The following is a 20,834-nucleotide window of genomic DNA, read 5'->3' as shown; positions in this document are numbered from 1 at the left end:
AAGGAGGAACCCCCTTTGCTTAATCGATTGCGTTCAGACGGAATCAGCTGGATCATACTCATCGGAACATTACTTATCCTTTTGGAAGTCTCCTTTTATGACGGGGGGGTTCTGGTCTTTCTTTTTATCGCGGCTTTCGCTATTTATTTCGGCCGCAAGAATATTCATAAGAAATCAGGAAAGATCCTGTTCTGGTTCGGGGTCATCAGTTTAGGAATCAATATTTTTAATACAGTGGCCTTCAAATTTTTGCTTTTTGCCATCTTAATTTTTATTATCATGCGCTTTGCCGATTCGAAAAAACATCCTAAATATATAGCACCGTCCATCAAGGAAACGTTCACTCAATCACAGGAACCGCTGATCATGAAAAAATCAGCCCTTCAAAATGAATGGTTCGGTACTAAGCGCACACCTGAGGATGTATTTGAATGGAATGACATCAACATTCAGGGGATCATCGGTGATTCGGTCATTGATATGGGGAATACGGTCCTTCCGAAAGGAACCTCGGTCGTATCGGTCCGCAATATCCTAGGGAATGTGGAAATCCTTGTCCCGTATGATGTGGAAGTAAGCATACACCACTCAGTGCTGGCGGGTTCCATTGGCATTTTTGAAAAAGTGGAACCGAAAGCGATCAACCAATCCCTCTACTATCAGACACCCGGCTACGAGACAGCCGTCCAGCGGGTGAAAATAGTGACTTCCCTCTGGATTGGAGATTTAGAGGTGAAGAGAATATGAGTACAGTCGGGAAGCAGCTTGCAGCTGGATTGCTTTTTTCACTCAGCGTTCTGATTGTGTTGTCTGTCTCATTCTTCTACCTGTATCCCCTTGATGACTGGTCATTGCTGTGGGAAGTTGAAGTAATGGATATTCCGGGCATCGGATTCATCGTGCTGGTCAGCATTATTTTAGGAATGGTCTTCGGATTCAGGTCTGGCTGGATTCACAAAAAGCAGCTCCATGAAATTGAAGATGCACTCCTGCATGTGGAACAGGGCAGGACGTTCACACCCGCAGAGTCATCGGTTACAGAACTTCAGCACATCTGGAAAAAGGTAGACACATTAGGAAAGCACCTTGCCGACCAGGCGAGATACTCACAGAAGCTGGCCAATGAAAAAGCGGAAGAACAGGAAAAAAGGATTCAGGAAATCGTGTCCCAGGAGCGTAACCGTTTAGCCAGGGAGCTTCACGATTCCGTCAGTCAGCAGCTGTTCGCGGCATCCATGCTCATGTCAGCCATCACCGAAACGCCGTCATCGACACGAACGCCGCAGGAAGAGAAACAGCTCAAGATGGTGGAGCAGATGATTCATCAGTCACAGCTCGAAATGAGAGCGCTCCTGCTTCATTTGCGCCCGGTTGCGTTAAAAGGGAAAAACCTTCAAGAAGGAATGAAGGAGCTCCTGGTCGAATTATCACAAAAGGTCCCTCTGGAAATTCAGTGGAAGATCGAAGACATGAAGCTCGACAAGGGAGTCGAAGATCACCTCTTCAGAATCCTGCAGGAATCTGTGTCAAATACACTCAGGCATGCAAAAGCCTCGTCACTTGAAGTGCTGCTGATCAAAAGGGAATCGATCATTATTTTGCGTGTAGTCGACGACGGGCAGGGCTTTGATGTCAACGAGTCGAAAGCAACGAGTTCATACGGACTTCAGAATATGAAAGAAAGAGCCATTGAAATAGGCGGAACATGTAAAGTTATCAGTATCCCGAATAAAGGCACACGCCTAGAGGTAAAAGTGCCGGTTGTAGAGAATGTAGGTGAAGAAAATGATTAAAGTCGTATTTGTAGATGATCATGAAATGGTGCGGATCGGAGTATCGTCTTATCTGTCAGCGCAGTCTGATATCGAAGTGGTGGGGGAAGCGTCTGATGGGAAAGAAGGCGTGAAGCTGGCGCTCGAACTGCGTCCGGATATCATCCTCATGGACCTTGTAATGAAGGAAATGGACGGGATCCAGGCGACGAAGGAGATCGTGGAAAAGTGGCCTGAGGCAAAGATCATCATCGTCACCAGCTTCCTGGATGACGACAAAGTCTACCCTGCCCTCGAAGCGGGTGCGGTCAGCTATATGCTGAAAACCTCCAAAGCCAGTGAAATAGCCGACGCCGTCAGAAAAACCCATCACGGTCAATCCATCCTCGAGCCTGAAGTGACAGGAAAGATGATGACCAGGATGAGGCAGCGGAATGTTTCCGAGCCTCACGAAGAGCTGACCAACCGCGAGCTTGAAATCCTGCTGCTGATGACTCAGGGGAAGACAAATCAGGAAATAGCGGATGAACTGTTCATCGCGTTGAAGACAGTGAAGACTCATGTAAGCAATATTTTATCCAAGCTTGGTGTGCAGGACCGCACGCAGGCTGTGATCTATGCATTTAAACACGATTTAGTGAAATGACGACCCGGGAGCTGATGCTTTTGGGTTTTTTTATGTGCGATGGGAGTTTTGTGAAATGAGGGTGCAGTCACTAGGAAATAGTCAAATAAAAATCACACCCAGCTTGTGCAGGTGGTGTTGTCTTTTGTCGAATAATCGGTGGTTCGCACATATATCTGAGATTTCGCACATATATTCGAAATATCGCACATATAATCACGTTTATCTCCTCTCTCCCTTCTCGAAACTCTCTTTAACAGATAATTTCTCCCCTTACGATCTCCATATCCCATTCAAAGGTGGTAAAATCTCCTGCTGTTAACCACGTGCACACGAATAAATTTTTATTTTTTGATTAAAACGAGACTTTATTCCTGAAGGCACATTGGTTGGTCTCATGCCATTGAGTAATATTATCTATGAAATATAAGGAAATACCCTGGGAGTATAGTAATATCAATTTACAAACTCAATACTGCATTTACAAAATAGTAAGAATAATAACACCCTTCAGCCTATTACTCTACAAAATAAGACAAAATATACTTGTACTGTAATCTATTTTTTATATTTGTCATTTAATTTTGAAAGGGGAAAGGGTATGAGCATGAAAAAGGTTTCTTTGTCAGTATTCAGTACAGTGTTATTGCTTGTGGGAGGACTTGTTCCACAAAGCGGCATGAATGGTAAGGAAGTTACGGCAGCCTCTAATACCGCCGTTATCAATGAAGTGGCCTGGATGGGGACGACTGCTTCATATAACGATGAGTGGATTGAATTGTATAACGGATCTTCATCCAGCTTGTCGCTTGATGGATGGACCCTTGAAGCTCAGGACGGGTCACCGGCTATTCAGTTAAGCGGATCGGTGGCGGCAAACGGCTATTTTCTTTTAGAAAGAACAAGTGACAGCACGATTTCAGGCGTGACAGCGGACCAGATTTATACAGGCAGCCTTGGTAATTCGAATGAAGTGCTCTACTTGAAGGATGCTTCCGGCGCGATCGTTGATGAAGTGGACAGCTGGTATGCGGGTGACAATGCGACAAAGGCGACGATGGAGAGAAGTGACAGTGCAGCTGCCGGTACGAGCGCAGCCAGCTGGGGTACGGCAACTGCTGCCTACGAAGGCGGATACGGGACACCGAAAGCCACTAATTCCCAGTCGGCCCCTCCTTCCGGCAGCGGCAGTGAATCTCTTACGAATGTAAGCGAGGCACCTGGCGCAATCAATGTCTTTTTTAACAAAAGTGCTTCGACTCAATATGCTTCTGCAGGTAATGAAGCAAACTACAATGTGAACCTGGAAAACCAGTTGATTGAACGTTTGAATGAAGCAACGACGTCGATTGATTTTGCTACATATGAAATCAATTTGCCGCGTGTGGTTGATACGCTGATGGAAAAAGCGGCTCAAGGAGTGGATGTACGGATCCTTGCCGATGCGAAAGACGGGGCCGACCCGCATTATGCTGAACGCTACGAAACAATGAGACTCTATTTAGAGAAGCTTGTCCGCGGAAAAGATACCATTGCAGGGACGGCAGACGATGCTCATATTCTATCAGATTCCCCGATGTTTGCCGTCGAGGACGCAGCGAAGCGTTCAACATACAATCTGCCTGCAAGCTTCACTGATTTCCCGCAGCGTACAGTGATGGTGGGGAACACGGAGACGACAGGTCACCTTTTCGTTGAAGGCGAAGAGAAAGCACCAGGCAGCTACTACTCACCAGGAAATCAGATGCACAATAAATTTGCAGTGGTGGATGATACCTGGGTATTCACAGGCAGTTGGAATTTTACCGTTACAGGGCTTTACGGATCTGAAGAGAACATGAACCAGGGAGTTCTTGACGGAAATCAGCAGCATGTCGTCGAAGTTCATTCACCTGAGCTTGCTTCCATCTATGAGACGGAGTTTGAAGAAATGTGGGGTAGTGAAACGACAACACCTGATAATACGGTTTCGAACTTCAGTACGCGCAAGATCGATAACACTCCTCACTCGGTGACGATTGGCGGGAAAGAGGTCGAGGTCTATTTTTCATCAGGTGATGATGCAGTCGGACGCATGGCTGAACTTGTGAGAACAGAAGCGGATGAGAATGCTTATTTCACGATTTTCGCCTGGAGCGATCAGACGTTGGTTGATGAGTTGAAGAACAAGTGGGAAGGGAGCTATGCCGATAATCAGGGAAGTTTGACAGGCTTTGATGTAAAAGGATTATTCGATGCAAGCTTCTGGAATCAATGGTGGTCTGCAAGTATCGAGATGACCGGCAGAACGGCATCCCAGACGAGCGAAAACAACCCGAATATCCGCTGGGCGAACCCGGCTCCGGTCTATCAGGCTAATGAAAGCAGAAAGCTCCATGCCAAAACGATGATCATCGATGCGGACACGGCCAGTGATCCGACCGTCATCGTGGGTTCCACGAACTGGAGCGAAAATGGGAACAACATCAATGATGAAAACATGCTGATCATCCATGACGCTGCGGTAACAAATCAGTTTCTGCAGGAATTCAATGCTAGATATGTAAATGCTGGCGGGGTCCTTCAGTAGTGAATATACGAAAAAAGCAGTTCGACCTGGGGAATGAGTCCCGGGCCGGACTGCTTTTTTGTCTGATTCGAAAAGGTTAATCATTCATTTTGTTGAATTATATTCATAGACTGTGTTTCAGCGGAAGGAGCGTGAATATGGGGAGGATCGATAAGAGAAACCGTCTGGGTGAACCCCCGTTTCAGTATTCTGTCACAAAAAGCGGCGTTGTGTGTATAGATTATGAAAACAGGCAAGTGAAAGTCCTGAAGGGGAAGGACGCTGACCGATTTTTGGAGAAAGTGAAAACGGCTGAAAGCGAAAAAGAGCGGCAATTAGTGATGGCAAAGATTACAGGCAATTTTAAAAGAGGCACTGAACGCCTTTAAAATGATTTTGATGACGGGGGAAAAAGCGATGAGAGTAGAGCGCTTAACAGAAGAAACGAGGAAAGACTTCCTGGAGTATTGCCGTAAACACCGGCAAGAAGTGGATGATTCTTATCTATATGAGGACCAGCTGGAGGATTTTAAGGTCGATGAAGGAGAGAATCCAACCTATCTTCTGATAGAAGAAGACAGGATTGCCGGTGCGGTTTCACTTTATCGAAGTGAATATTTCCTCAAAGGAAACAGGGCACGCTTCAGGATATTCCACAGTACGATCCTTACGTTAGAGGCGTATAATCTTCTGTGGGAAAAGATAAAAGGTCATGGGGAAGATGTAGATAAAGTCTTTACATTTATCGACGAAAAGAATACGGCTGTAAGAAAAATAATGGAGGAATTAGGTTTTGATATTGAGAGAATATCTTATTTACTTGAACGGCAGGCACAGGATGTACCTCGAGTGGATGTTCCAGCGGGATACAGGCTGGAAGACCTTGTCTTCGACCGTGATGAAGAAATATGGTGTGAAGTGAGGAATGCTGCGTTCTCTCAATTAGCAGGTGCCGAAACACCGATTACTGCCGGGCAGGTCAGGGAAATGAAGGATCATGAGGGGCATCTACCCGGGGGAATGAAAATTCTCTTCCGCAATGATGTTCCGGCAGCGATATTGAACGTTGAGAAGGAGTGGGATGAAGGGGAATGGAAAACCTTCATCGGCCTATTGGCAGTCAAACCGGATCAGCAGGGGAAAGGGCTCGGAAGGCTGCTGTTAAGGGAAGGGCTGCGTTTCGGGAAGGAGGACGGCATGGAAAAAGCCATGATTTCTGTGAATGGAGAAAATGATAAAGCAGTGAAGCTCTACACCCAGGAAGGGTTCGAGAAGAAGGTTGTCATGGTTTGTTATAAATATGATATGAAATAAATAAAAAGGATGCTCCGGGGGAAAGGAGCATCCTTTTCGCTGTGGGAGAACTGATCATTCCATCCCGGGAGCTTTCTGAATTTCAAAAATAAGTACAATGGCAGTAATCGCGTGAGCAATCAACCGGATGATCGGGAAGAAATTGAGGAATGAGGCAAGTATTCCAAGCGCACTTCCGAGAATCGGCTGATCTTCTGATTTTGAAACATACAACACACAAGCATGCCAGACCGCCACTAGACAAAGGAGAAACGGAATTGCGTCACCCGCAATATTTCCAAAGACCGGGACCGCGAGAAATAATTCAATCGAAAAGGACAACCATTTTATACGTGAAAGCACGGCACACACCTCCTGTTTACAAGGTATGCAAAGAGCGGAGGGTGGTGCTTGTAAGAATGAGAGGAGAGAAAAAACCCCCCGGTTTAGGCTCCCGTTTTTCCTTTGGTGGTTCTTTTTTTACTTAGATCATGCCGTTTTACAAAAAGAAATTAGATCAATTAAATCCGTTTTGATGAGGTGAACTTTCTCACTCGGACTGCTTCACACTAAGCACGGTGATCGTAACCAGGATGACCGCAATGCCAAAGATTTGAATGGCTGTCAAGTGATCCCCGATAACCAAAACCCCAAATAATGAAGCTGTTACCGGCTCTACCATAGCGACCATAGAAGCATTTGACGGAGTAGTCCAACGTATTCCAATCACGTACAATGTAAATGATAGTCCGGCCCCGAGTATCCCCAGAAGTAAAAACAATCCTATATCATTTGATACCAATACATCTGCTGCTTCGCCTTTATCCGAAAAGAGAAAAAGGAGGAGACAAAATGAAAAAAAAGCAATGGTTAACGTGATTGGCGGCTTTCCGATAGAAGACGCATTTTTAAACCCGAATATAAACAAAGCATAAGAAAGACCGGCAGCAAGCCCTGCGGCCATCCCCCAAAAACTCACTGAAATTGACTCAGTGTTGTAGGCACCTGTAAGCAGAATAATCCCCAATAGAACACCGGCAATGCAGCCCCACTTAAACCAGGTAGAATGTTCTATCCGTAATAAAAAAGAGATTAAAAGAACGAATACAGGTGCGGTGTACATTAACGTAGCGGCCACAGCAACGCTAGAGGCCTCGATACTTAGAAAATAAAAAGTGAAATTCCCGGCAACGCCCACACCCGCAATCAGAGCCCATATAAATAAACGGGGAGAGGTGACCCTATTTTGTCTAAACCGAAGGAGAAACCACACAAAAAAACATATAAAGCCAACGGCCCCCCGGTAAAATGAAATCACAATCGGATCCCAGCCCTTGTTCATTAAAACATCGGCAATCCCCCCGCTAATGCCCCAGCATATAGCGGCTAACACTACTAAACCAATACCTGCATATTTCATCATGTACCTCCTAACCGAACATATGTTAATAGATAAAGGTGTTATGGGTAATTCCTTTAATTATTCTTCCTTAAACCTGACTAAAATGAATTGGCGTGATTTCTTCAAAAAAGGTAGATATTGTCTAGGATCAATTGAATTGCGGATTCAAGGGGTATAACAATCTATGTATAAAAATGATTAATATGACTGGCATGGGTTAGAGGGGATTCAACAACAAGGCGTTAGGGAATATGAAGTTCCTAAACAATAAGGAGGCTGGGACCAAAACTAAATCAACAACATTATTAATCATAACTTAATTGAAAAGTGAAAACGGTATACTAGAATAATAAGATAAGGAGGGGAAAATTTATGAAAATGACACAGCAGTGGGTACAGGAAGACAGTGATTACATAAGGAAAAAGTTGATCGAGTATAATATGAGTTCAATTGATGAGAAGGTGAAGACTCCTTTGGAGAAGGTCAGTTTTGTGATACGGGATGACCATGATGAAATTGTCGGAGGAGTGGTGGGGGAGACTTTTTGGCATCATCTTCACATCGATTATCTCTGGGTAGCCGAGGAATATCGAAAAGAAGGATACGGTGTCAAGCTGATTGAACGGCTAGAAGACTATGCAAGAGGAAAGGGCTGTTATTTGGCTGTTTTGGACACATTTAGCTTCCAGGCGCCTGATTTTTACAAAAAGCTGGGTTACCGCGAATTCGGGGTGCTTGAAGGTTTTCCTAAGGGTTCACGTCAGCACTTTATGGAAAAGAGATTATAAATTAAACCAACCAGCCTTATGCTGCTTAAGGCTGGTTGGTTATTAAATCAGTGAAGCGGCTCCATCTCATCAGGCTTTGCATGCGTCACATATGTTCCCGCGATAAAATCATGGATCGCCCGTTTATCTTCACGCAAACCGACCATGAAGGCACTGACGATAAGGCCGATACCCAAGGTGAGGGCATAAGCGATTCCTGACACGATGGTCCTCATCAGCATGTTTCCGATATGCACGTTACTGCCGTCCTTCTTTACTATCCGGATACCGGCGATGCGTTTGCCCACTACATATCCCTTCCAAAGAATTGGAGTAATCAGGACATAAAGAAAAGTGATGGATGAAACAAAGGTATTTTCTTCTGAAAATTCACCTGTAATCAGTCCGGTTATGATGATCAATGGAAGGTTGATGATTATCCAATCCAATATATTTGCTCCGAACCGCAACCAAAATCCTGCTGGATGGGTCATGAACTCCACTCCTTCTCTCTGTCTTGTAAAAATTGTAACATAATGACTACTACTATATGAAAAAGTTTCCTGGAATAAGACAAACTCCCTAAAATAATGTGCTTAAAGACTGAGTTTTTTTAGAAAAAAAGATTAAAAATGTTTTACAGACGTAACACCGGGTATATATGTACTAAATCAAACTTGACGGGAGAGAATATAAAGTGAGCTACATTAATCGAGGAAGAGAACGTATTCAATTTGATCGTAAAGGTAACGACCAGGATCTACATATCTTGGAGTGTAATCACTGTGAAACTGAATTCCGTACTCCGATGAATATACAGAAGATAAAATGTTCCCACTGCTCGGCAGCCGCCAATTCGAAAGTTGATCTATCAGACTTCAAAGTCATTGGATTCATCGAAAATCATCAAGGGAGTGAAATGGCATGTTAAAAAATGATAAGGTTACAGAAATGAAAATGGACTTCAGTGATATTCTTTGGATGAGCTCCGGTATTGTCATCATCCTTCTTCTCATCGCTATGGCTAATTTCTTTATTGTATCTTAATAACTCAAACGAACGGTTTTAAAAGAGTCCTGTCTGGTGATGGGGCTTTTTTTAGTGCGATGACTTTTTAAAGGCCCGTCCCCCGATGCTTATCACATCGGGGGACGGGCCTATTTGTTTATCCTTTATAGTCTTCATCATATTCCAAGTATACTACGTGAGTTTCCAGGTATTCATTCAGACCGTGCTTACCATCTGCTCCGCCGATGCCTGATTGGGCGCGTCCGGCATGGAAACCATTGATGGCTTCGAAGTTCTCGCGGTTGACGAAGGTCTCTCCATATCGCAGCTCATTGGCAGCCCTCATGATTTCGTGAAGATTTTCACTGAAGATGGAGGAGGAGAGGCCGTACTCTGTGTCGTTTGCAAGCTCAATCACTTCATCAAAGTCTTTATACGTCATGATCGGCAGGACCGGTCCGAAAATTTCCTCTTGTATGATTTCCATGTCCTGCTTGACGTCTACAAGAATGGCAGGCTCATAGTAAAATCCTTGTTCGGCGTCGAGCGGTTTGCCTCCTGTGAGGATTTTTGCTCCATTTTCAACAGCATTATCGACCATCTCCGTGACTGTCTCAAGCCGGTCTTTATTGACAAGGGGACCAATTTCATTGTCCTTGTTGGTTGGATCTCCGACACTCGTGTTCTTGAAGGCTTCCGTGATTTTACCGATAAATTCTACTGCCACGCTTTCATGGACATAGACCCTTTCCGCATTCGTACAGGCCTGGCCTGAATTCGTGATTCGGGAAGTTTTGATCTTTTCGACTGCAAGGTCAATGTCTGCATGCTTCGTTACGATGGCAGGTGCTTTGCCGCCGAGTTCCAGGTTTACTTTGGTGATCGACTTTGAAGCAGCTTCCATTACCTTTGAACCGGCAGGGTAGCTGCCTGTCATGGAGACCATACGGACTTTTGGATGGCCGGATAATGGATTTCCGATATCAGACCCTTTTCCTGTCACAAGGTTAAAGACTCCTTTAGGAAGCTTCACTTCTTCTATAATCTTTGCAAACTCGCACGCTGTGTTCGGGGTATACTGGCTGGGCTTCAATACGACAGTGCAGCCTGTTACGATGGCAGGTGCAAGCTTTCTTGCCAAAATGAACATCGGGAAATTCCATGGAACGATCCCGGTGACGACCCCGATCGGCTTTTTATAAACAAGGATATTTTCATTTGAACGTTCGCTTTCAAGAATTTCTCCTTCATAGCGGAGTGCCCAGCCTGCCATGTAGCGGAAGTACTCGATGGCAACATCGATTTCTCCTTCTGAGGCTTCAAGCGTCTTCCCATTTTCCTCGGTCAGCATCTGAACAAAACGGTCTTTACGCTCTTCAAGCTTATCCGCAATTTTATATAGATAAGAGGCTCTTTCTTTAGAAGGAACCTTTTCCCATGAAAGAAATGCGGAGTGGGCAGCTTCCACTGCTGAATTCACATCCTCTTCGGAAGCCTTCTGGATGGTCGAAATGACTTCTTCCGTAGCAGGATTGATTACATCTATTGTTTCACCGGATGCTCCATTGGTGAATTGTCCATTTATATATAATTGATAGTTCTTCATGTACATTCCTCCTTGGTGAATCGTATATCCGTTCAATTCCCGATGAGAGATAAGAAAAAACATGTCAATGTGCCATAAAAAAAGACAGCCCCATTTGGACTGTCCTTCATTCAAATCATTTTGACGGCTCTGCCACTTTCACGAGCTGCTTACCGAGGTTTTTACCTTGGAACAAGCCGAGGAAAGCGTCTGTGACATTCCCGAAGCCTTCGGTAATGGTTTCTTCGTATTGAAGTTTGCCTTCTGAGAGCCACTGCCCGAGCTGCGTCGCACCTTCTTTGAATCGGTCGTTATAATCATTGACGACGAATCCTTTCATGAGGGCGCTTGATTTGATCAGTTTCGTCTGGACGCGCGGGCCGAGGTCTCTGTCGGTTTTATTATAGGAAGAAATAGCCCCGCATACCGGTACGCGTCCGTGTTTATTCAGCAGGCTGATGGCAGCATCGCCGATTTCACCGCCGACATTTTCAAAATAGACGTCGATCCCGTTTGGACATGCTTCCTTCAGTGTGCTGTAGAGCTCATCGGTTTCTTTGTAATTGATGGCTTCATCAAATCCAAGGGTTTCTTTCAAGTAATGCACTTTTTCCTCAGACCCTGCGATGCCCACCACGCGCGCACCTTTGATTTTGGCGATCTGGCCCACAACGGATCCTACCGCTCCGGCTGCACCTGAAACGACTACGGTTTCGTCTTTCTTGGGCTGACCGATGTCGAGCAGCCCGAAGTAGGCAGTGAGGCCGGTTAACCCCAGTACACTCAGATGAGTGGAAAGAGGAGCGATATCCGGATTGACTGAACGTACTTCTTTTTCGTTTGCCAGTGAATATTCCTGCCATGGAAGCATGCCTACGACGAAATCACCTTTCTTGAATTGCGCCGATTTTGAATCCATGACTTCGCCTACGACACCGCCGGAGAGTGCTTCATTTAATGCAAATGGTTCTACATAGGATTTAGCAACGGACATTCTGCCCCGCATGTAGGGGTCGACTGAAAGGTATAACGTTTTAATGAGAACCTCGCCTTGAGACGGCTGAGGGACCTCGACCTCTTTATAAAGAAAATCACTATCAGCGGGCATTCCCTCAGGGCGGGAAACGAGTTGGATTTGCTGCTGGGTTTTAGGGAGCATATACTAGTTCCTCCTTTGATAAGTTGGTGTTTATTGAAACTTATCACAAACGGACAGAGGGGACAAAGAATCGGCTTCCGCAATATGTAAAAAACCGCTTTGATTCTTGCGTCAAAGCGGTTTTATCATGAAGGTTATTTCACGTTCTTCTTAATATATTTTACGGTTCTGAGAAGTTCATCAGGATGAGGCCGTCCGAATGGGCCGGTCTGCTGCTGCTGATACATCAGTTCCCCTTTTTCGTTTACAAGGAAGTAGGCAGGCTCGCCGTGCTCACCGTGATCTTCATACGGGGCATCCTCCCCATGGTAGTAAACATCGAACGCTTTAATGGCTTCCAGTTCCCTGTCCGCCATGATCGGGAATGTGATGTTTTCTTTGTTTGCATATTCCTGCAGGTCTTCTAAATCATCGTTCGCTACCGCCAGGATATGGACACCCTGTTCTTCGAATTTCTCTTTATTCGCTTGAAACTCCCGAAGCTCTTCCTGACAGACCGGGCACCATGCTCCCCTGAAGAAAACAATCAGATGCCAGCTGTCATGTTCCTTTTGATGCTCCTTAAATGAGAATTTCTCACCTGCGACTGTTGGGAGTGTGAAATCAGGTACCGTATCTTTTAATTGAAAGTTTGCCATATTTCATTCCTCCTTATAAGCATCTATGTCAGTGAGGATAAACCTTACTGAATAGACATGCATACAATATAGTCATTAACTTTTATTTCTTACATTGAGTGTATTTCCCTTTGTGTGAGAAATGAAACGTCATGTGTGTTCCAGCGAGAAAGGAGGAAGAGGATGCGAGAGAAGTATAGTCCTGAGTTTTGTATTTTTCCGGAATACAAATGGTGCGGTCCCGGCTGCAGCGGACCGGGAGAACCCATCAATGAGGTTGACGCAGCCTGCAGGGAGCATGATTATTGCTATGAACGATACGGACCGTCCTGTCATTGTGACCGGAAATTCCTTGCGCAGGTTAAACCGCATGTGGACTTCCACACCAAGGAAGGAAGAGACGCGCTGATTTTCTATCACTATATGAAATTGCAGACCGCGATTAAATGTGGACATGAAAGAAGGGGAGCCAACAGGAGGTCAAACGGAGTACGATGGATATAAAAGAAAGCCCGTCCCTCAGAAAAAAGCCAGTTCATCCTGACATGATGATCCTGGCTTTTTTCCATTTCGACATGGCCCGCCCCTCAAAGAGGCAGTGTATAATGATATACCAGATCTTCCCGTTCATACCCGTTTTTCTCATATAAATGCTGGGCATGCTTGTTGTCCCAATCGGTTTCAAGGATGACATTCTTAGATTCAGTCCGGAGGGCATGCTCCCTGACAGCTTCCAGGAGTTTTTGCCCAATCCCCTTATTTCTGGCATGCTCTGCGATATACAAGTCATTCAGCTTCCAGATGGGCTTAAGGTAAACAGAAGAGAATGAAGGGTAGAGCTGTGTGAAGCCGAGGCAGGTATCATTCTCGACGGCAATAAAAATGATGGATTCATCCTTTGACAAGCGTTGAGCTAAATAATGATGTGCCGCTTCGAGGTCTGAAGGCTGCTTGTAAAACATGCGATAATTATTAAAGAGTACAGCCACCCGGTCCACGTCATCAAGTTTCGCCTGAAGTATTTTCATGTTTTCCGCCTCCTGTGAAGGAAAGTCTTTGCAATGATTATGTTTATGGGGGAAATGGAAAGAACATTCCTGAGAAGCGAAAGGCAGTAGTTGCCTTATAACTGCAAAATCCAATGCTTACCGATACATGCCTCGTCCTATGAATGATATAATAAAGGTGTTCAAACAGATTACCAGAGAGAGGTTTTCATATATGCTTAAAACAGCGTTAGGACGTTTCCGGTTGAGTGGATTTATTGAAGGCGCCTCTTTATTGATTCTATTATTCATTGCCATGCCCTTGAAATACATGGCGGGTTTTCCGGAAGCCGTTACGGTCGCCGGCTCATTGCACGGTTTCTTTTTTGTTGTCTATGTGCTGGTCATCGGTTATACAACTTTAAAAATCAGATGGCACTCCAAATGGGTATTCAGTGCCCTCGCCGTCGCTTTCATTCCCTTTGGCAACTTGATTCTTGATCGGTACATCAAGCGGTCTTTTCCGACTCAATAGGAACGGATATTTATAAAAAGGATGTCTTACCAGTGAAATTTATCAATCAACTATTCTCTAAACGAAAAAATGTCACAATCGAATTTTGCGAAAAGAACCTGGACCGTTTTTTAGCAAGTGAGAATATGTCCGAGTATAATCAGTTCTTGAGTAAGAAGAACGTCATATATAAGGAATACGAATGTCAGAGCAGATGCAAGGAATGCAAACAGTCGCCTTATGCCCTGGTGGATGGGGAGTTCACGGCCGCGGAAGATTCGCAGGAATTGTTGGAAAAGATGAAGAAGCATGCTGATCATAAGTAAAACCGCACAGATTCTGTGCGGTTTTGCTTGAATTTCACACCAATTTTGTCTAGATAGTTACGAATTCTACACGAATGCCAGGAGGAGAGCGATGAGAACAAAGGATGAAATCCGTCATAAAGTATGGAACTCTTTGACCGTAAAGAAGCTGGGGCGTTTTCCATTCCCGCTGATCAACCGGATACCGAATTTCAAAGGAGCAGAAGCGGCAGCGAAACATGTGCAGGAAATGGATTTTTACAAAGAAGCGAAAGTGGTTAAAGTAAACCCGGACGCGCCGCAGCTGCCCCTCAGAACGTCCATTATAAAAGATAAGAAAACCCTTCTTATTCCGACGCCTCGTTTGAAAGATGGGTTTGTGATGATCAAGCCTGAATGGGTTCCGCATGGTGAGGAGCGGAAGGCTGCCAGCATCAAACATATGAACTCCTACGGAAAGGTGGTTCCCCTCACGGATATTCCTCAAATCGACCTGATCGTTGTGGGATCGGTTGCGATTCACAGTGATGGCAGAAGGCTTGGAAAAGGGGAGGGATATGCCGATCGTGAATATGCGATCCTGCGTGAAATCGGCAATAAACCGGTTCCAGTCATCACCACGATCAACAGCGAGCAGCTGGTAGATGACGATATTCCCAGAGATTCCTATGACCTGGCGGTTGATTGGATCTTCACAGAGAAGGGCGGAGTGGAAACACATACACCGTATGAAAAACCTGAAGGAATTGAATGGGATCATGTGAGCGTGGAAGATATGGATAAGATGCCTATTCTCCGGGAGTTGACGAATTTTTCTAAGAAATAAAAGAAAGCCGGTCCTTTAGATATCTAAAGGACCGGCTTTCTTTGTAATCAATACCCTTCAACAACCAAATCAAGTTTTCCTGTCTCAGGAGAAATGACAAGGCCGTGAACGGGGATGTTCTTGTCCATAAGCGGGTGATGCCTGATCATATCCACGCTGTGGGCAACACTTTCTTCAACAGAGCTGAAGCCCTTCAGCCAATCGTGAAGGTCGATGCCCGAGTAGTTCAGGGTATTGAAGGTATCCTCATCAATTCCGCGATCTTTCATTTTGCCGATGATCTGTTCGCTGTTGATTGCACTCATGCCGCAATCGTGGTGGCCGATCACCAGTACTTCGTCTGCCTGAAGCTCATATACTGCAACCAAAAGGCTGCGCATGATGCTTCCGTATGGATGCGCTACAACCGCACCGGCATTTTTGACAACTTTCACGTCGCCGTTTTTCATATTCATTGATTTAGGAAGAAGTTCGACCAAGCGAGTATCCATGCATGTTAGAATAACAAGGCGTTTGTCTGGAAACTTCGTCGTTTTGTACTCTTCATATGATTTTTCTTCAACAAATTTCTGATTGTACTCAAGCAAATTTCCAAGTAAAGTCATATTTGATTCTCCCAACTCTGAAATGATATACACATCTATTGTACATTCTTCATAAGCAGAATTTCAATTTCTTTCACTTTATCCATCACTTCTTCTTTATTCCAATCACTTGTATTTGAAAGTTTCATATAAAGTGAAGACACGCTCGCCAGTACTTCTCTGTGGTTCGTATCTTTTCTGATGATATTGGATTCTCCCAGCCGGTCAAACAGGCCATTCATCTGGTGCGACACTTTTTGATATTCATTGTCTTTCGAAATGACAGCCATATGAAAACGCTGCTGAACATCTGAAAATTGATAGAAGAGATCCACAAGTTCAAAGGAAGATTCGTTCTTCAGGTTCACTTCCATCTTGCCGGATAACTCTTTATGGATGATCCGGGCAAACTTTGGAGAGCTTTCTTCTTCAAGAATCGAAAAGAAACTCTCTCCCCGCTGCAGAAGTGAATACCCTGATTCAGATGCATCCATTACATTTAAATTCCTATCTAAGACAAGATAGGGGATCGGGCAGAAATCGAGATTTTCCACAGTATCCCTCCTTATGGAAGGTTAACGGACACCATTGCCCTTTCATATCCGAGTGCATCGGAGAATTGGGGTAATTGTGAGAGAAACCTTTAGTTTGATATTTTTTCCTCCATTAGCTCGAGGAATTTCCCAGTGTGCTCTTCTAAATAATCATTCAACTCTCTTAAATCATGAAACGTGGTGATGGACTCTTTTTTCAAAAAGTCCAGACCGTAATGGGAAATGAGCCGGCCGCCAATCAAAATCTTGATGTCGGGCTGCACTTTCTCGATTTCCTCGAGACATTTCTTAAGCAAGGAGATAGATGTTGTCATGCCGATTGAAATTGCGACAGCCTGTGGTTTCCAGGCTTGGACGAATGTAACGGCATCCTTCACGGGAACATTCGCTCCGAGATAACGGGTATTCCAATGCTGTTCTTTGAAAATTTCGTTCGTGAGTTCCAGTCCCAAACTGTGCTGCTCGCCTTCGATACAAAACAAAAGTCCTTTCGGATGGCGTTCAGACACTTCATATGGGGTGAACATACTGGCAAGAAAATATTTAAGGGAAGCAGTAGCCAAATGCTCATCTGCCACCGTGATTTGATTTTTTTCCCAAAGATCACCAATACGATACATTGCTGGTTTCACAACCGATTCATAAAAAGTAAGCGAGTCTACTTTGGATTGAATCGAAGAGGTGTAGAGCTTCGTAACTGATTGAACATCGCCCTTCAGTAAAGCCTTGGTAAAAATGGGGACAAGCTGTTTCATTTATTAAAACCCCCTATAAAAGATGAGGAAAGACAACTACATTAAATATTCCATATATAATGTGAAAAATCCTCTAAGGATTCACTCTGTTAATTGATAATATTGAAACGGATGGAAGAGGGCAAATAGCCTCTCGTTCACTCATTTAAAACAATGAAATTGGGTAACAGAGCCAAGGAAATGATCCATGGTAGAATGTTGACTTTCTCTTCATTCTTATTTATGATAACGACTGTACTACAATAAGAAGCTCACATATATTGAGAGAGGTTCATAGCATTAACCCTCTATAAAAAAACTATGTTTCTATGAAGCGGATGGTTTCTGAAAAACCATCATCCATTAAGCGTAACAGTCGCTAACAATAATTGCAAAATTGCTGATTGTTAACGTTCATCATAGGCTAATGCTATGTCCTCCTTTGATTTCTGTGTACTAGTAAAGGGAGGATTTATATATGTCAGGAAGAAAAGATGAAGAATTAACAGATATTACCTTGCTGGGAAATCAAGGAACAAACTACCTGTTCGAATATGCACCGGAGATTCTCGAATCCTTCGATAATAAGCATCCGAACCGGGATTACTTTGTAAAGTTCAACTGCCCTGAGTTCACAAGCCTCTGCCCGAAAACAGGCCAGCCGGATTTCGCAGCCATTTATATCAGCTACATCCCAGATCAAAAAATGGTGGAAAGCAAATCACTGAAGCTGTACTTGTTCAGCTTCCGGAATCATGGTGATTTCCATGAAGACTGCATGAACATCATCATGAACGATCTGATCGAACTCATGGATCCGCGCTACATCGAAGTGTGGGGCAAATTCACCCCGCGCGGAGGAATTTCAATCGATCCGTATTGCAACTACGGGAAACCAGGGACAAAATATGAAACAATGGCGGACCACCGCTTAATGAACCATGACTTGTACCCCGAGAAGATTGATAATCGATAAGCACGTATGAAGGCCCGTCCCTCGCTGCTTTAACGCAGTGAGGGACGGGCCTTCTTTTTCTGGGTCAATATTTCTATTGCCGAAATAATCCCCGCGGTATTATACTTGCTTGAGACATAGATGAAGAGGAGGGGGCAGGGTGAAACCAATAAACGCATCTCTAAGTGTGCTAGTAGGCGCAAGCAGCTATGGCATCCATGCTTCTATAGTGAAACTTGGTTTCGCGGAGGGCTACACCGTCACGGAGGTAACAGGCATTCAGTACTTATTCGGGTTATTGATGCTGCTCACGGCCTTTCTTTTTACTAAAAAAGTAAAGCTGTCATTTAAGCAGGTGCTGTCTTTACTTGGGATCGGAATATTACTGGCGATGACGGGTATCTTTTATGGTTTGAGCCTCAGCAAGGTACCGGCGACAATTGCCGTTGTCATGCTGTTTCAGTTTACTTGGCTCGGTCTTTTAATCGAAGCGCTTCATTTGAAAAAATGGCCATCAAATAAAAAACTGGTATCGGTTGTGTTCCTTTGGATGGGGACACTGCTGGCCGGAGGATTGGCTTCTTCCGGAGGCTTTAATTGGACAGGGAATATTGCCGGGATTCTATATGGATTTGCCGCAGCCTTCACATTTGCTCTCTTCCTATTTCTGAGCGGAAAGGTAGCGCGAGGGGTGCCGATCATCCAAAAGAGTTTAATGATCACATTTGGCGGGCTATTGGTTGTGTTTTTAGCTTTTCAGCCTTCTTTTATAAGAGAGCCTGTACGATTGATTGAAATGGGTGAGTTCGGATTGGCGGTGGCAATCGTCGGAACCATCTTTCCGGTTGTGTTCCTGGCGATCGGTTCGCCGCATCTGGATTCGAGCATCACGACGATTCTCGGAGCTGCAGAATTGCCGGCAGCGATCGTTTCTGCCATGCTGATCCTGAACGAGCATGTCACTGCAATGCAAATGGCAGGGATGATCCTGATTCTGATCGGGATTGCCATACCGCAGATACATATGAAGCCGCTGCATCCGAGAAAACAGTATAGTTAGATTTGCAGGCTCTCTTCAATGGAAGAGGGTCTTTTGTTTGGTTTGTTCTGATGGTTAATGTAAGGGGTGATAAGTTCGTTAGACGCGGGGATTGCTCTTTAGTAAAGACTAATTAAACAAATAAAATATCCTCGACTTTAAGTAAATCAACAGAGGTGTTCAAATTTCCCCTATATAAAACCACATATCAAATAAACCCTCGACCCTATCAGATAGGCATATGTAAACCCTTGCAATTGTCACAATTATTAAACCTTATTTTTTTGACCGTATTCCCTTTACAAAGGGTGTTCGTGGGCTTTATAATCCCGTTGTTCCATTATTTACGGAAAACCAATACATTTTAAAAATAAAGGAGGTTGCGGTGATGCGACAAAGAATATTTTCCTTCTTAATGATGAATCTCGGTGCATTCCTTGTTTCAGTCAATGTGCACTTTTTCTTATCGCCTAATAAATTAGCGACAGGGGGAGTCAGTGGATTGTCAATCATCATGAACGACTTGTTTCCGGGATTATCCCTTGGACTGTTCATGATTATCATTAATGTTCTGTTGTTTATTGTCGGGGTTATTTTCCTTGGCTTTAATTTTGGCGCGAAAACAATCTATGCGAGCTTTGCACTATCGTTCTATGTATGGCTATTGGAAATTGTTGCGCCTATGGGTCAGCCTTTAAGCGACGACATCCTGATTCAGCTGATCATTGGTCAATGCATCGCCGCAACCGGCATGGCGATCGTGTTCCACCAGCAGGCATCAACAGGCGGGACCGATATCCTTGCATTGATCTTTAATAAATTTTTCAATATAGAAGTAGGCAGAGGAGTCTTGCTGGCTGATCTATCCATTGCGCTATCCTCCGCTATACTTTTCGGCCCGCAGGTTGGAATGTACGCGTTCTTCGGTGTCATTCTGAACGGACTCGTTATTGACTATACCCTGCAGCAGTTTAACTCAAACAAGGAAATTGTGATTATCAGCAAATACAGCGATGAAATCAAATCCTTCATCGTTCACGAACTTGGTAAAGGGGCAACGATCCACACGGCAAAAGGGGCCTTCACTTCTGATGAGAAAGAAGTGATAACCACGATTCTCGGCCGTAAAGATTTCTCTAAATTGAGAGGGTTCATCACGCAAATTGATAACCATGCCTTTATCACGGTTCATACGATGAATGAAATACTCGGACAGAATTTTAAGCGATTGGCTTAATATCATGGAGCTCCACCCCTGGTTTTTGGGGTGGGGCTTTTTTTGTTTTGCTGTCAGTTTGGAAAGCATAAGCAGCGGGGGTGGTTTTTGAGAGCTGAGGCCGCTGTCGCTGCTGTTGTATGGGGGTATAAGGAGGCAGGGTGTGTCGTTTTATGTCGATAAATCGACAGTCCGCGCATATATTTTAAAATTCGCACATAAAATCGAGATTTCGCGCACATATCTGGAATTTCGGTTTGACCCCCTAATTCCTGACGAATTCTTTAAAAAACTAAACGATTCTTAGTTTTTCATTTTTCATCATTTCCTTCTTCACTTTTACC

At 44.4% G+C, this 20,834-nt stretch carries 26 protein-coding genes; 16 read left to right on the top strand and 10 right to left on the bottom strand.

From position 1 onward, the window contains the following. Nucleotides 1-15 precede the first annotated feature (15 nt). The 6 genes from liaF to AAEO50_RS04510 all read left to right on the top strand — a co-directional run bounded on the left by liaF (nt 16) and on the right by AAEO50_RS04510 (nt 6,259). The gene (gene liaF / locus AAEO50_RS04535; protein ID WP_341980930.1) at nt 16-747 is read left to right on the top strand and encodes a cell wall-active antibiotics response protein LiaF; all 732 of its coding nucleotides are present in this window, start codon (nt 16-18) and stop codon (nt 745-747) included. Then, nucleotides 744-1,793, top strand: a complete 1,050-nt coding sequence (locus AAEO50_RS04530; protein ID WP_341980928.1) for a sensor histidine kinase — start codon at nt 744-746, stop codon at nt 1,791-1,793. The genes liaF and AAEO50_RS04530 overlap by 4 nt, the downstream gene beginning before the upstream one ends. Then, nucleotides 1,786-2,418 (top strand): response regulator transcription factor, encoded by a 633-nt coding sequence (locus tag AAEO50_RS04525; RefSeq protein ID WP_341980926.1) that lies wholly within the window; start codon nt 1,786-1,788, stop codon nt 2,416-2,418. The genes AAEO50_RS04530 and AAEO50_RS04525 overlap by 8 nt, the downstream gene beginning before the upstream one ends. Before the next feature lie 580 nt (nt 2,419-2,998). Beyond that, the gene (locus AAEO50_RS04520; protein WP_341980924.1) at nt 2,999-4,966 is read left to right on the top strand and encodes a phospholipase D-like domain-containing protein; all 1,968 of its coding nucleotides are present in this window, start codon (nt 2,999-3,001) and stop codon (nt 4,964-4,966) included. A 137-nt stretch (nt 4,967-5,103) separates the two neighbouring features. Next, nucleotides 5,104-5,334, top strand: coding sequence for a hypothetical protein (locus AAEO50_RS04515; RefSeq protein WP_341980922.1), 231 nt, complete (start codon nt 5,104-5,106; stop codon nt 5,332-5,334). A gap of 1 nt (nt 5,335) precedes the next feature. Beyond that, nucleotides 5,336-6,259: a GNAT family N-acetyltransferase gene (locus AAEO50_RS04510; RefSeq protein ID WP_341980920.1), complete on the top strand. Its 924-nt coding sequence runs from the start codon at nt 5,336-5,338 to the stop codon at nt 6,257-6,259. A gap of 54 nt (nt 6,260-6,313) precedes the next feature. Here AAEO50_RS04510 and AAEO50_RS04505 read toward each other — a convergent pair whose 3' ends face one another. Together AAEO50_RS04505 and AAEO50_RS04500 are read right to left on the bottom strand one after the other, a co-directional pair. After that, nucleotides 6,314-6,601, bottom strand: a complete 288-nt coding sequence (locus AAEO50_RS04505) for a hypothetical protein (RefSeq protein WP_341980917.1) — start codon at nt 6,599-6,601, stop codon at nt 6,314-6,316. Between the two features lie 187 nt (nt 6,602-6,788). Continuing rightward, a complete protein-coding gene (locus AAEO50_RS04500) occupies nt 6,789-7,658 on the bottom strand; it encodes a DMT family transporter (RefSeq protein ID WP_341980915.1) in 870 nt (289 codons plus the stop codon). A 354-nt stretch (nt 7,659-8,012) separates the two neighbouring features. On the opposite strand from AAEO50_RS04500, the gene AAEO50_RS04495 reads away from it, so the two are divergent. Continuing rightward, nucleotides 8,013-8,429, top strand: coding sequence for a GNAT family N-acetyltransferase (locus AAEO50_RS04495; RefSeq protein WP_341980912.1), 417 nt, complete (start codon nt 8,013-8,015; stop codon nt 8,427-8,429). Nucleotides 8,430-8,476: 47 nt separating this feature from the next. On the opposite strand, the gene AAEO50_RS04490 is transcribed toward AAEO50_RS04495, so the two are convergent. Continuing rightward, nucleotides 8,477-8,902, bottom strand: a complete 426-nt coding sequence (locus tag AAEO50_RS04490) for an RDD family protein (protein WP_341980909.1) — start codon at nt 8,900-8,902, stop codon at nt 8,477-8,479. Nucleotides 8,903-9,105: 203 nt separating this feature from the next. On the opposite strand from AAEO50_RS04490, the gene AAEO50_RS04485 reads away from it, so the two are divergent. Together AAEO50_RS04485 and AAEO50_RS04480 are read left to right on the top strand one after the other, a co-directional pair. Then, nucleotides 9,106-9,339, top strand: a complete 234-nt coding sequence (locus tag AAEO50_RS04485) for a hypothetical protein (protein WP_341980906.1) — start codon at nt 9,106-9,108, stop codon at nt 9,337-9,339. Further along, nucleotides 9,333-9,455 carry a hypothetical protein gene (locus AAEO50_RS04480; RefSeq protein WP_341980905.1) on the top strand — a complete coding sequence of 41 codons (123 nt, stop codon included), beginning with the start codon at nt 9,333-9,335 and terminating at the stop codon, nt 9,453-9,455. The genes AAEO50_RS04485 and AAEO50_RS04480 overlap by 7 nt, the downstream gene beginning before the upstream one ends. A gap of 118 nt (nt 9,456-9,573) precedes the next feature. On the opposite strand, the gene aldA is transcribed toward AAEO50_RS04480, so the two are convergent. From aldA to AAEO50_RS04465, 3 genes are all read right to left on the bottom strand, one after another. Next, nucleotides 9,574-11,022 carry an aldehyde dehydrogenase gene (gene aldA / locus AAEO50_RS04475; RefSeq protein WP_341980902.1) on the bottom strand — a complete coding sequence of 483 codons (1,449 nt, stop codon included), beginning with the start codon at nt 11,020-11,022 and terminating at the stop codon, nt 9,574-9,576. 115 nt (nt 11,023-11,137) lie between these two features. After that, nucleotides 11,138-12,160 (bottom strand): NADP-dependent oxidoreductase, encoded by a 1,023-nt coding sequence (locus AAEO50_RS04470; RefSeq protein ID WP_341980901.1) that lies wholly within the window; start codon nt 12,158-12,160, stop codon nt 11,138-11,140. 134 nt (nt 12,161-12,294) lie between these two features. Continuing rightward, nucleotides 12,295-12,798, bottom strand: a complete 504-nt coding sequence (locus tag AAEO50_RS04465; protein ID WP_341980900.1) for a peroxiredoxin family protein — start codon at nt 12,796-12,798, stop codon at nt 12,295-12,297. Between the two features lie 162 nt (nt 12,799-12,960). Between AAEO50_RS04465 and AAEO50_RS04460 the strand changes: the two genes are divergently transcribed. After that, a complete protein-coding gene (locus AAEO50_RS04460; protein WP_341980897.1) occupies nt 12,961-13,281 on the top strand; it encodes a phospholipase in 321 nt (106 codons plus the stop codon). A gap of 83 nt (nt 13,282-13,364) precedes the next feature. On the opposite strand, the gene AAEO50_RS04455 is transcribed toward AAEO50_RS04460, so the two are convergent. Beyond that, nucleotides 13,365-13,805, bottom strand: a complete 441-nt coding sequence (locus tag AAEO50_RS04455) for a GNAT family N-acetyltransferase (RefSeq protein WP_341980893.1) — start codon at nt 13,803-13,805, stop codon at nt 13,365-13,367. A 193-nt stretch (nt 13,806-13,998) separates the two neighbouring features. Here AAEO50_RS04455 and AAEO50_RS04450 point away from each other — a divergent pair, with 193 nt between their 5' ends. The 3 genes from AAEO50_RS04450 (at nt 13,999) to AAEO50_RS04440 (ending at nt 15,408) form a co-directional block, all read left to right on the top strand. Further along, nucleotides 13,999-14,298 (top strand): DUF3817 domain-containing protein, encoded by a 300-nt coding sequence (locus tag AAEO50_RS04450; RefSeq protein WP_341980891.1) that lies wholly within the window; start codon nt 13,999-14,001, stop codon nt 14,296-14,298. Nucleotides 14,299-14,330: 32 nt separating this feature from the next. After that, complete coding sequence (locus tag AAEO50_RS04445) at nt 14,331-14,603, top strand: DUF1450 domain-containing protein (RefSeq protein WP_341980889.1); 273 nt, start codon at nt 14,331-14,333, stop codon at nt 14,601-14,603. A gap of 91 nt (nt 14,604-14,694) precedes the next feature. Beyond that, complete coding sequence (locus AAEO50_RS04440; protein WP_341980887.1) at nt 14,695-15,408, top strand: 5-formyltetrahydrofolate cyclo-ligase; 714 nt, start codon at nt 14,695-14,697, stop codon at nt 15,406-15,408. Between the two features lie 47 nt (nt 15,409-15,455). On the opposite strand, the gene AAEO50_RS04435 is transcribed toward AAEO50_RS04440, so the two are convergent. The 3 genes from AAEO50_RS04435 to AAEO50_RS04425 form a co-directional block, all read right to left on the bottom strand. After that, nucleotides 15,456-16,013, bottom strand: coding sequence for a carbonic anhydrase (locus AAEO50_RS04435; RefSeq protein ID WP_341980885.1), 558 nt, complete (start codon nt 16,011-16,013; stop codon nt 15,456-15,458). 35 nt (nt 16,014-16,048) lie between these two features. Further along, nucleotides 16,049-16,546: a hypothetical protein gene (locus tag AAEO50_RS04430; protein WP_341980883.1), complete on the bottom strand. Its 498-nt coding sequence runs from the start codon at nt 16,544-16,546 to the stop codon at nt 16,049-16,051. Between the two features lie 89 nt (nt 16,547-16,635). Further along, entirely contained in the window at nt 16,636-17,301 is a 666-nt protein-coding gene (locus AAEO50_RS04425) for a cobalamin B12-binding domain-containing protein (RefSeq protein WP_341980882.1), read from the bottom strand. A gap of 457 nt (nt 17,302-17,758) precedes the next feature. Between AAEO50_RS04425 and queF the strand changes: the two genes are divergently transcribed. From queF to AAEO50_RS04410, 3 genes are all read left to right on the top strand, one after another. After that, entirely contained in the window at nt 17,759-18,256 is a 498-nt protein-coding gene (gene queF, locus AAEO50_RS04420) for a preQ(1) synthase (protein WP_341980880.1), read from the top strand. A 139-nt stretch (nt 18,257-18,395) separates the two neighbouring features. Next, the gene (locus AAEO50_RS04415; protein WP_341980877.1) at nt 18,396-19,295 is read left to right on the top strand and encodes a DMT family transporter; all 900 of its coding nucleotides are present in this window, start codon (nt 18,396-18,398) and stop codon (nt 19,293-19,295) included. Between the two features lie 367 nt (nt 19,296-19,662). Next, nucleotides 19,663-20,511 (top strand): YitT family protein, encoded by an 849-nt coding sequence (locus AAEO50_RS04410; protein ID WP_341980876.1) that lies wholly within the window; start codon nt 19,663-19,665, stop codon nt 20,509-20,511. The last annotated feature ends 323 nt before the right edge of the window (nt 20,512-20,834 follow it).

It is taken from the genome of Rossellomorea oryzaecorticis, from assembly GCF_038405515.1.
Classification (GTDB): domain Bacteria; phylum Bacillota; class Bacilli; order Bacillales; family Bacillaceae_B; genus Rossellomorea; species Rossellomorea oryzaecorticis_A.
The sequence above is the reverse complement of the archived record's forward strand: the minus strand, read 5'-3'. Positions and strand labels throughout refer to the sequence as shown.

Coding starts and splice junctions, on each gene's coding strand:
- AAEO50_RS04530 (WP_341980928.1), top strand. CDS start 744: ATGAGTACAGTCGGGAAGCAGCTTGCAGCTGGATTGCTTTTTTCACTC.
- AAEO50_RS04525 (WP_341980926.1), top strand. CDS start 1,786: ATGATTAAAGTCGTATTTGTAGATGATCATGAAATGGTGCGGATCGGA.
- AAEO50_RS04520 (WP_341980924.1), top strand. CDS start 2,999: ATGAGCATGAAAAAGGTTTCTTTGTCAGTATTCAGTACAGTGTTATTG.
- AAEO50_RS04515 (WP_341980922.1), top strand. CDS start 5,104: ATGGGGAGGATCGATAAGAGAAACCGTCTGGGTGAACCCCCGTTTCAG.
- AAEO50_RS04510 (WP_341980920.1), top strand. CDS start 5,336: ATGATTTTGATGACGGGGGAAAAAGCGATGAGAGTAGAGCGCTTAACA.
- AAEO50_RS04500 (WP_341980915.1), bottom strand. CDS start 7,658: ATGAAATATGCAGGTATTGGTTTAGTAGTGTTAGCCGCTATATGCTGG.
- AAEO50_RS04495 (WP_341980912.1), top strand. CDS start 8,013: ATGAAAATGACACAGCAGTGGGTACAGGAAGACAGTGATTACATAAGG.
- AAEO50_RS04490 (WP_341980909.1), bottom strand. CDS start 8,902: ATGACCCATCCAGCAGGATTTTGGTTGCGGTTCGGAGCAAATATATTG.
- AAEO50_RS04480 (WP_341980905.1), top strand. CDS start 9,333: ATGTTAAAAAATGATAAGGTTACAGAAATGAAAATGGACTTCAGTGAT.
- aldA (WP_341980902.1), bottom strand. CDS start 11,022: ATGAAGAACTATCAATTATATATAAATGGACAATTCACCAATGGAGCA.
- AAEO50_RS04470 (WP_341980901.1), bottom strand. CDS start 12,160: ATGCTCCCTAAAACCCAGCAGCAAATCCAACTCGTTTCCCGCCCTGAG.
- AAEO50_RS04465 (WP_341980900.1), bottom strand. CDS start 12,798: ATGGCAAACTTTCAATTAAAAGATACGGTACCTGATTTCACACTCCCA.
- AAEO50_RS04460 (WP_341980897.1), top strand. CDS start 12,961: ATGCGAGAGAAGTATAGTCCTGAGTTTTGTATTTTTCCGGAATACAAA.
- AAEO50_RS04455 (WP_341980893.1), bottom strand. CDS start 13,805: ATGAAAATACTTCAGGCGAAACTTGATGACGTGGACCGGGTGGCTGTA.
- AAEO50_RS04450 (WP_341980891.1), top strand. CDS start 13,999: ATGCTTAAAACAGCGTTAGGACGTTTCCGGTTGAGTGGATTTATTGAA.
- AAEO50_RS04440 (WP_341980887.1), top strand. CDS start 14,695: ATGAGAACAAAGGATGAAATCCGTCATAAAGTATGGAACTCTTTGACC.
- AAEO50_RS04435 (WP_341980885.1), bottom strand. CDS start 16,013: ATGACTTTACTTGGAAATTTGCTTGAGTACAATCAGAAATTTGTTGAA.
- AAEO50_RS04425 (WP_341980882.1), bottom strand. CDS start 17,301: ATGAAACAGCTTGTCCCCATTTTTACCAAGGCTTTACTGAAGGGCGAT.
- queF (WP_341980880.1), top strand. CDS start 17,759: ATGTCAGGAAGAAAAGATGAAGAATTAACAGATATTACCTTGCTGGGA.
- AAEO50_RS04410 (WP_341980876.1), top strand. CDS start 19,663: ATGCGACAAAGAATATTTTCCTTCTTAATGATGAATCTCGGTGCATTC.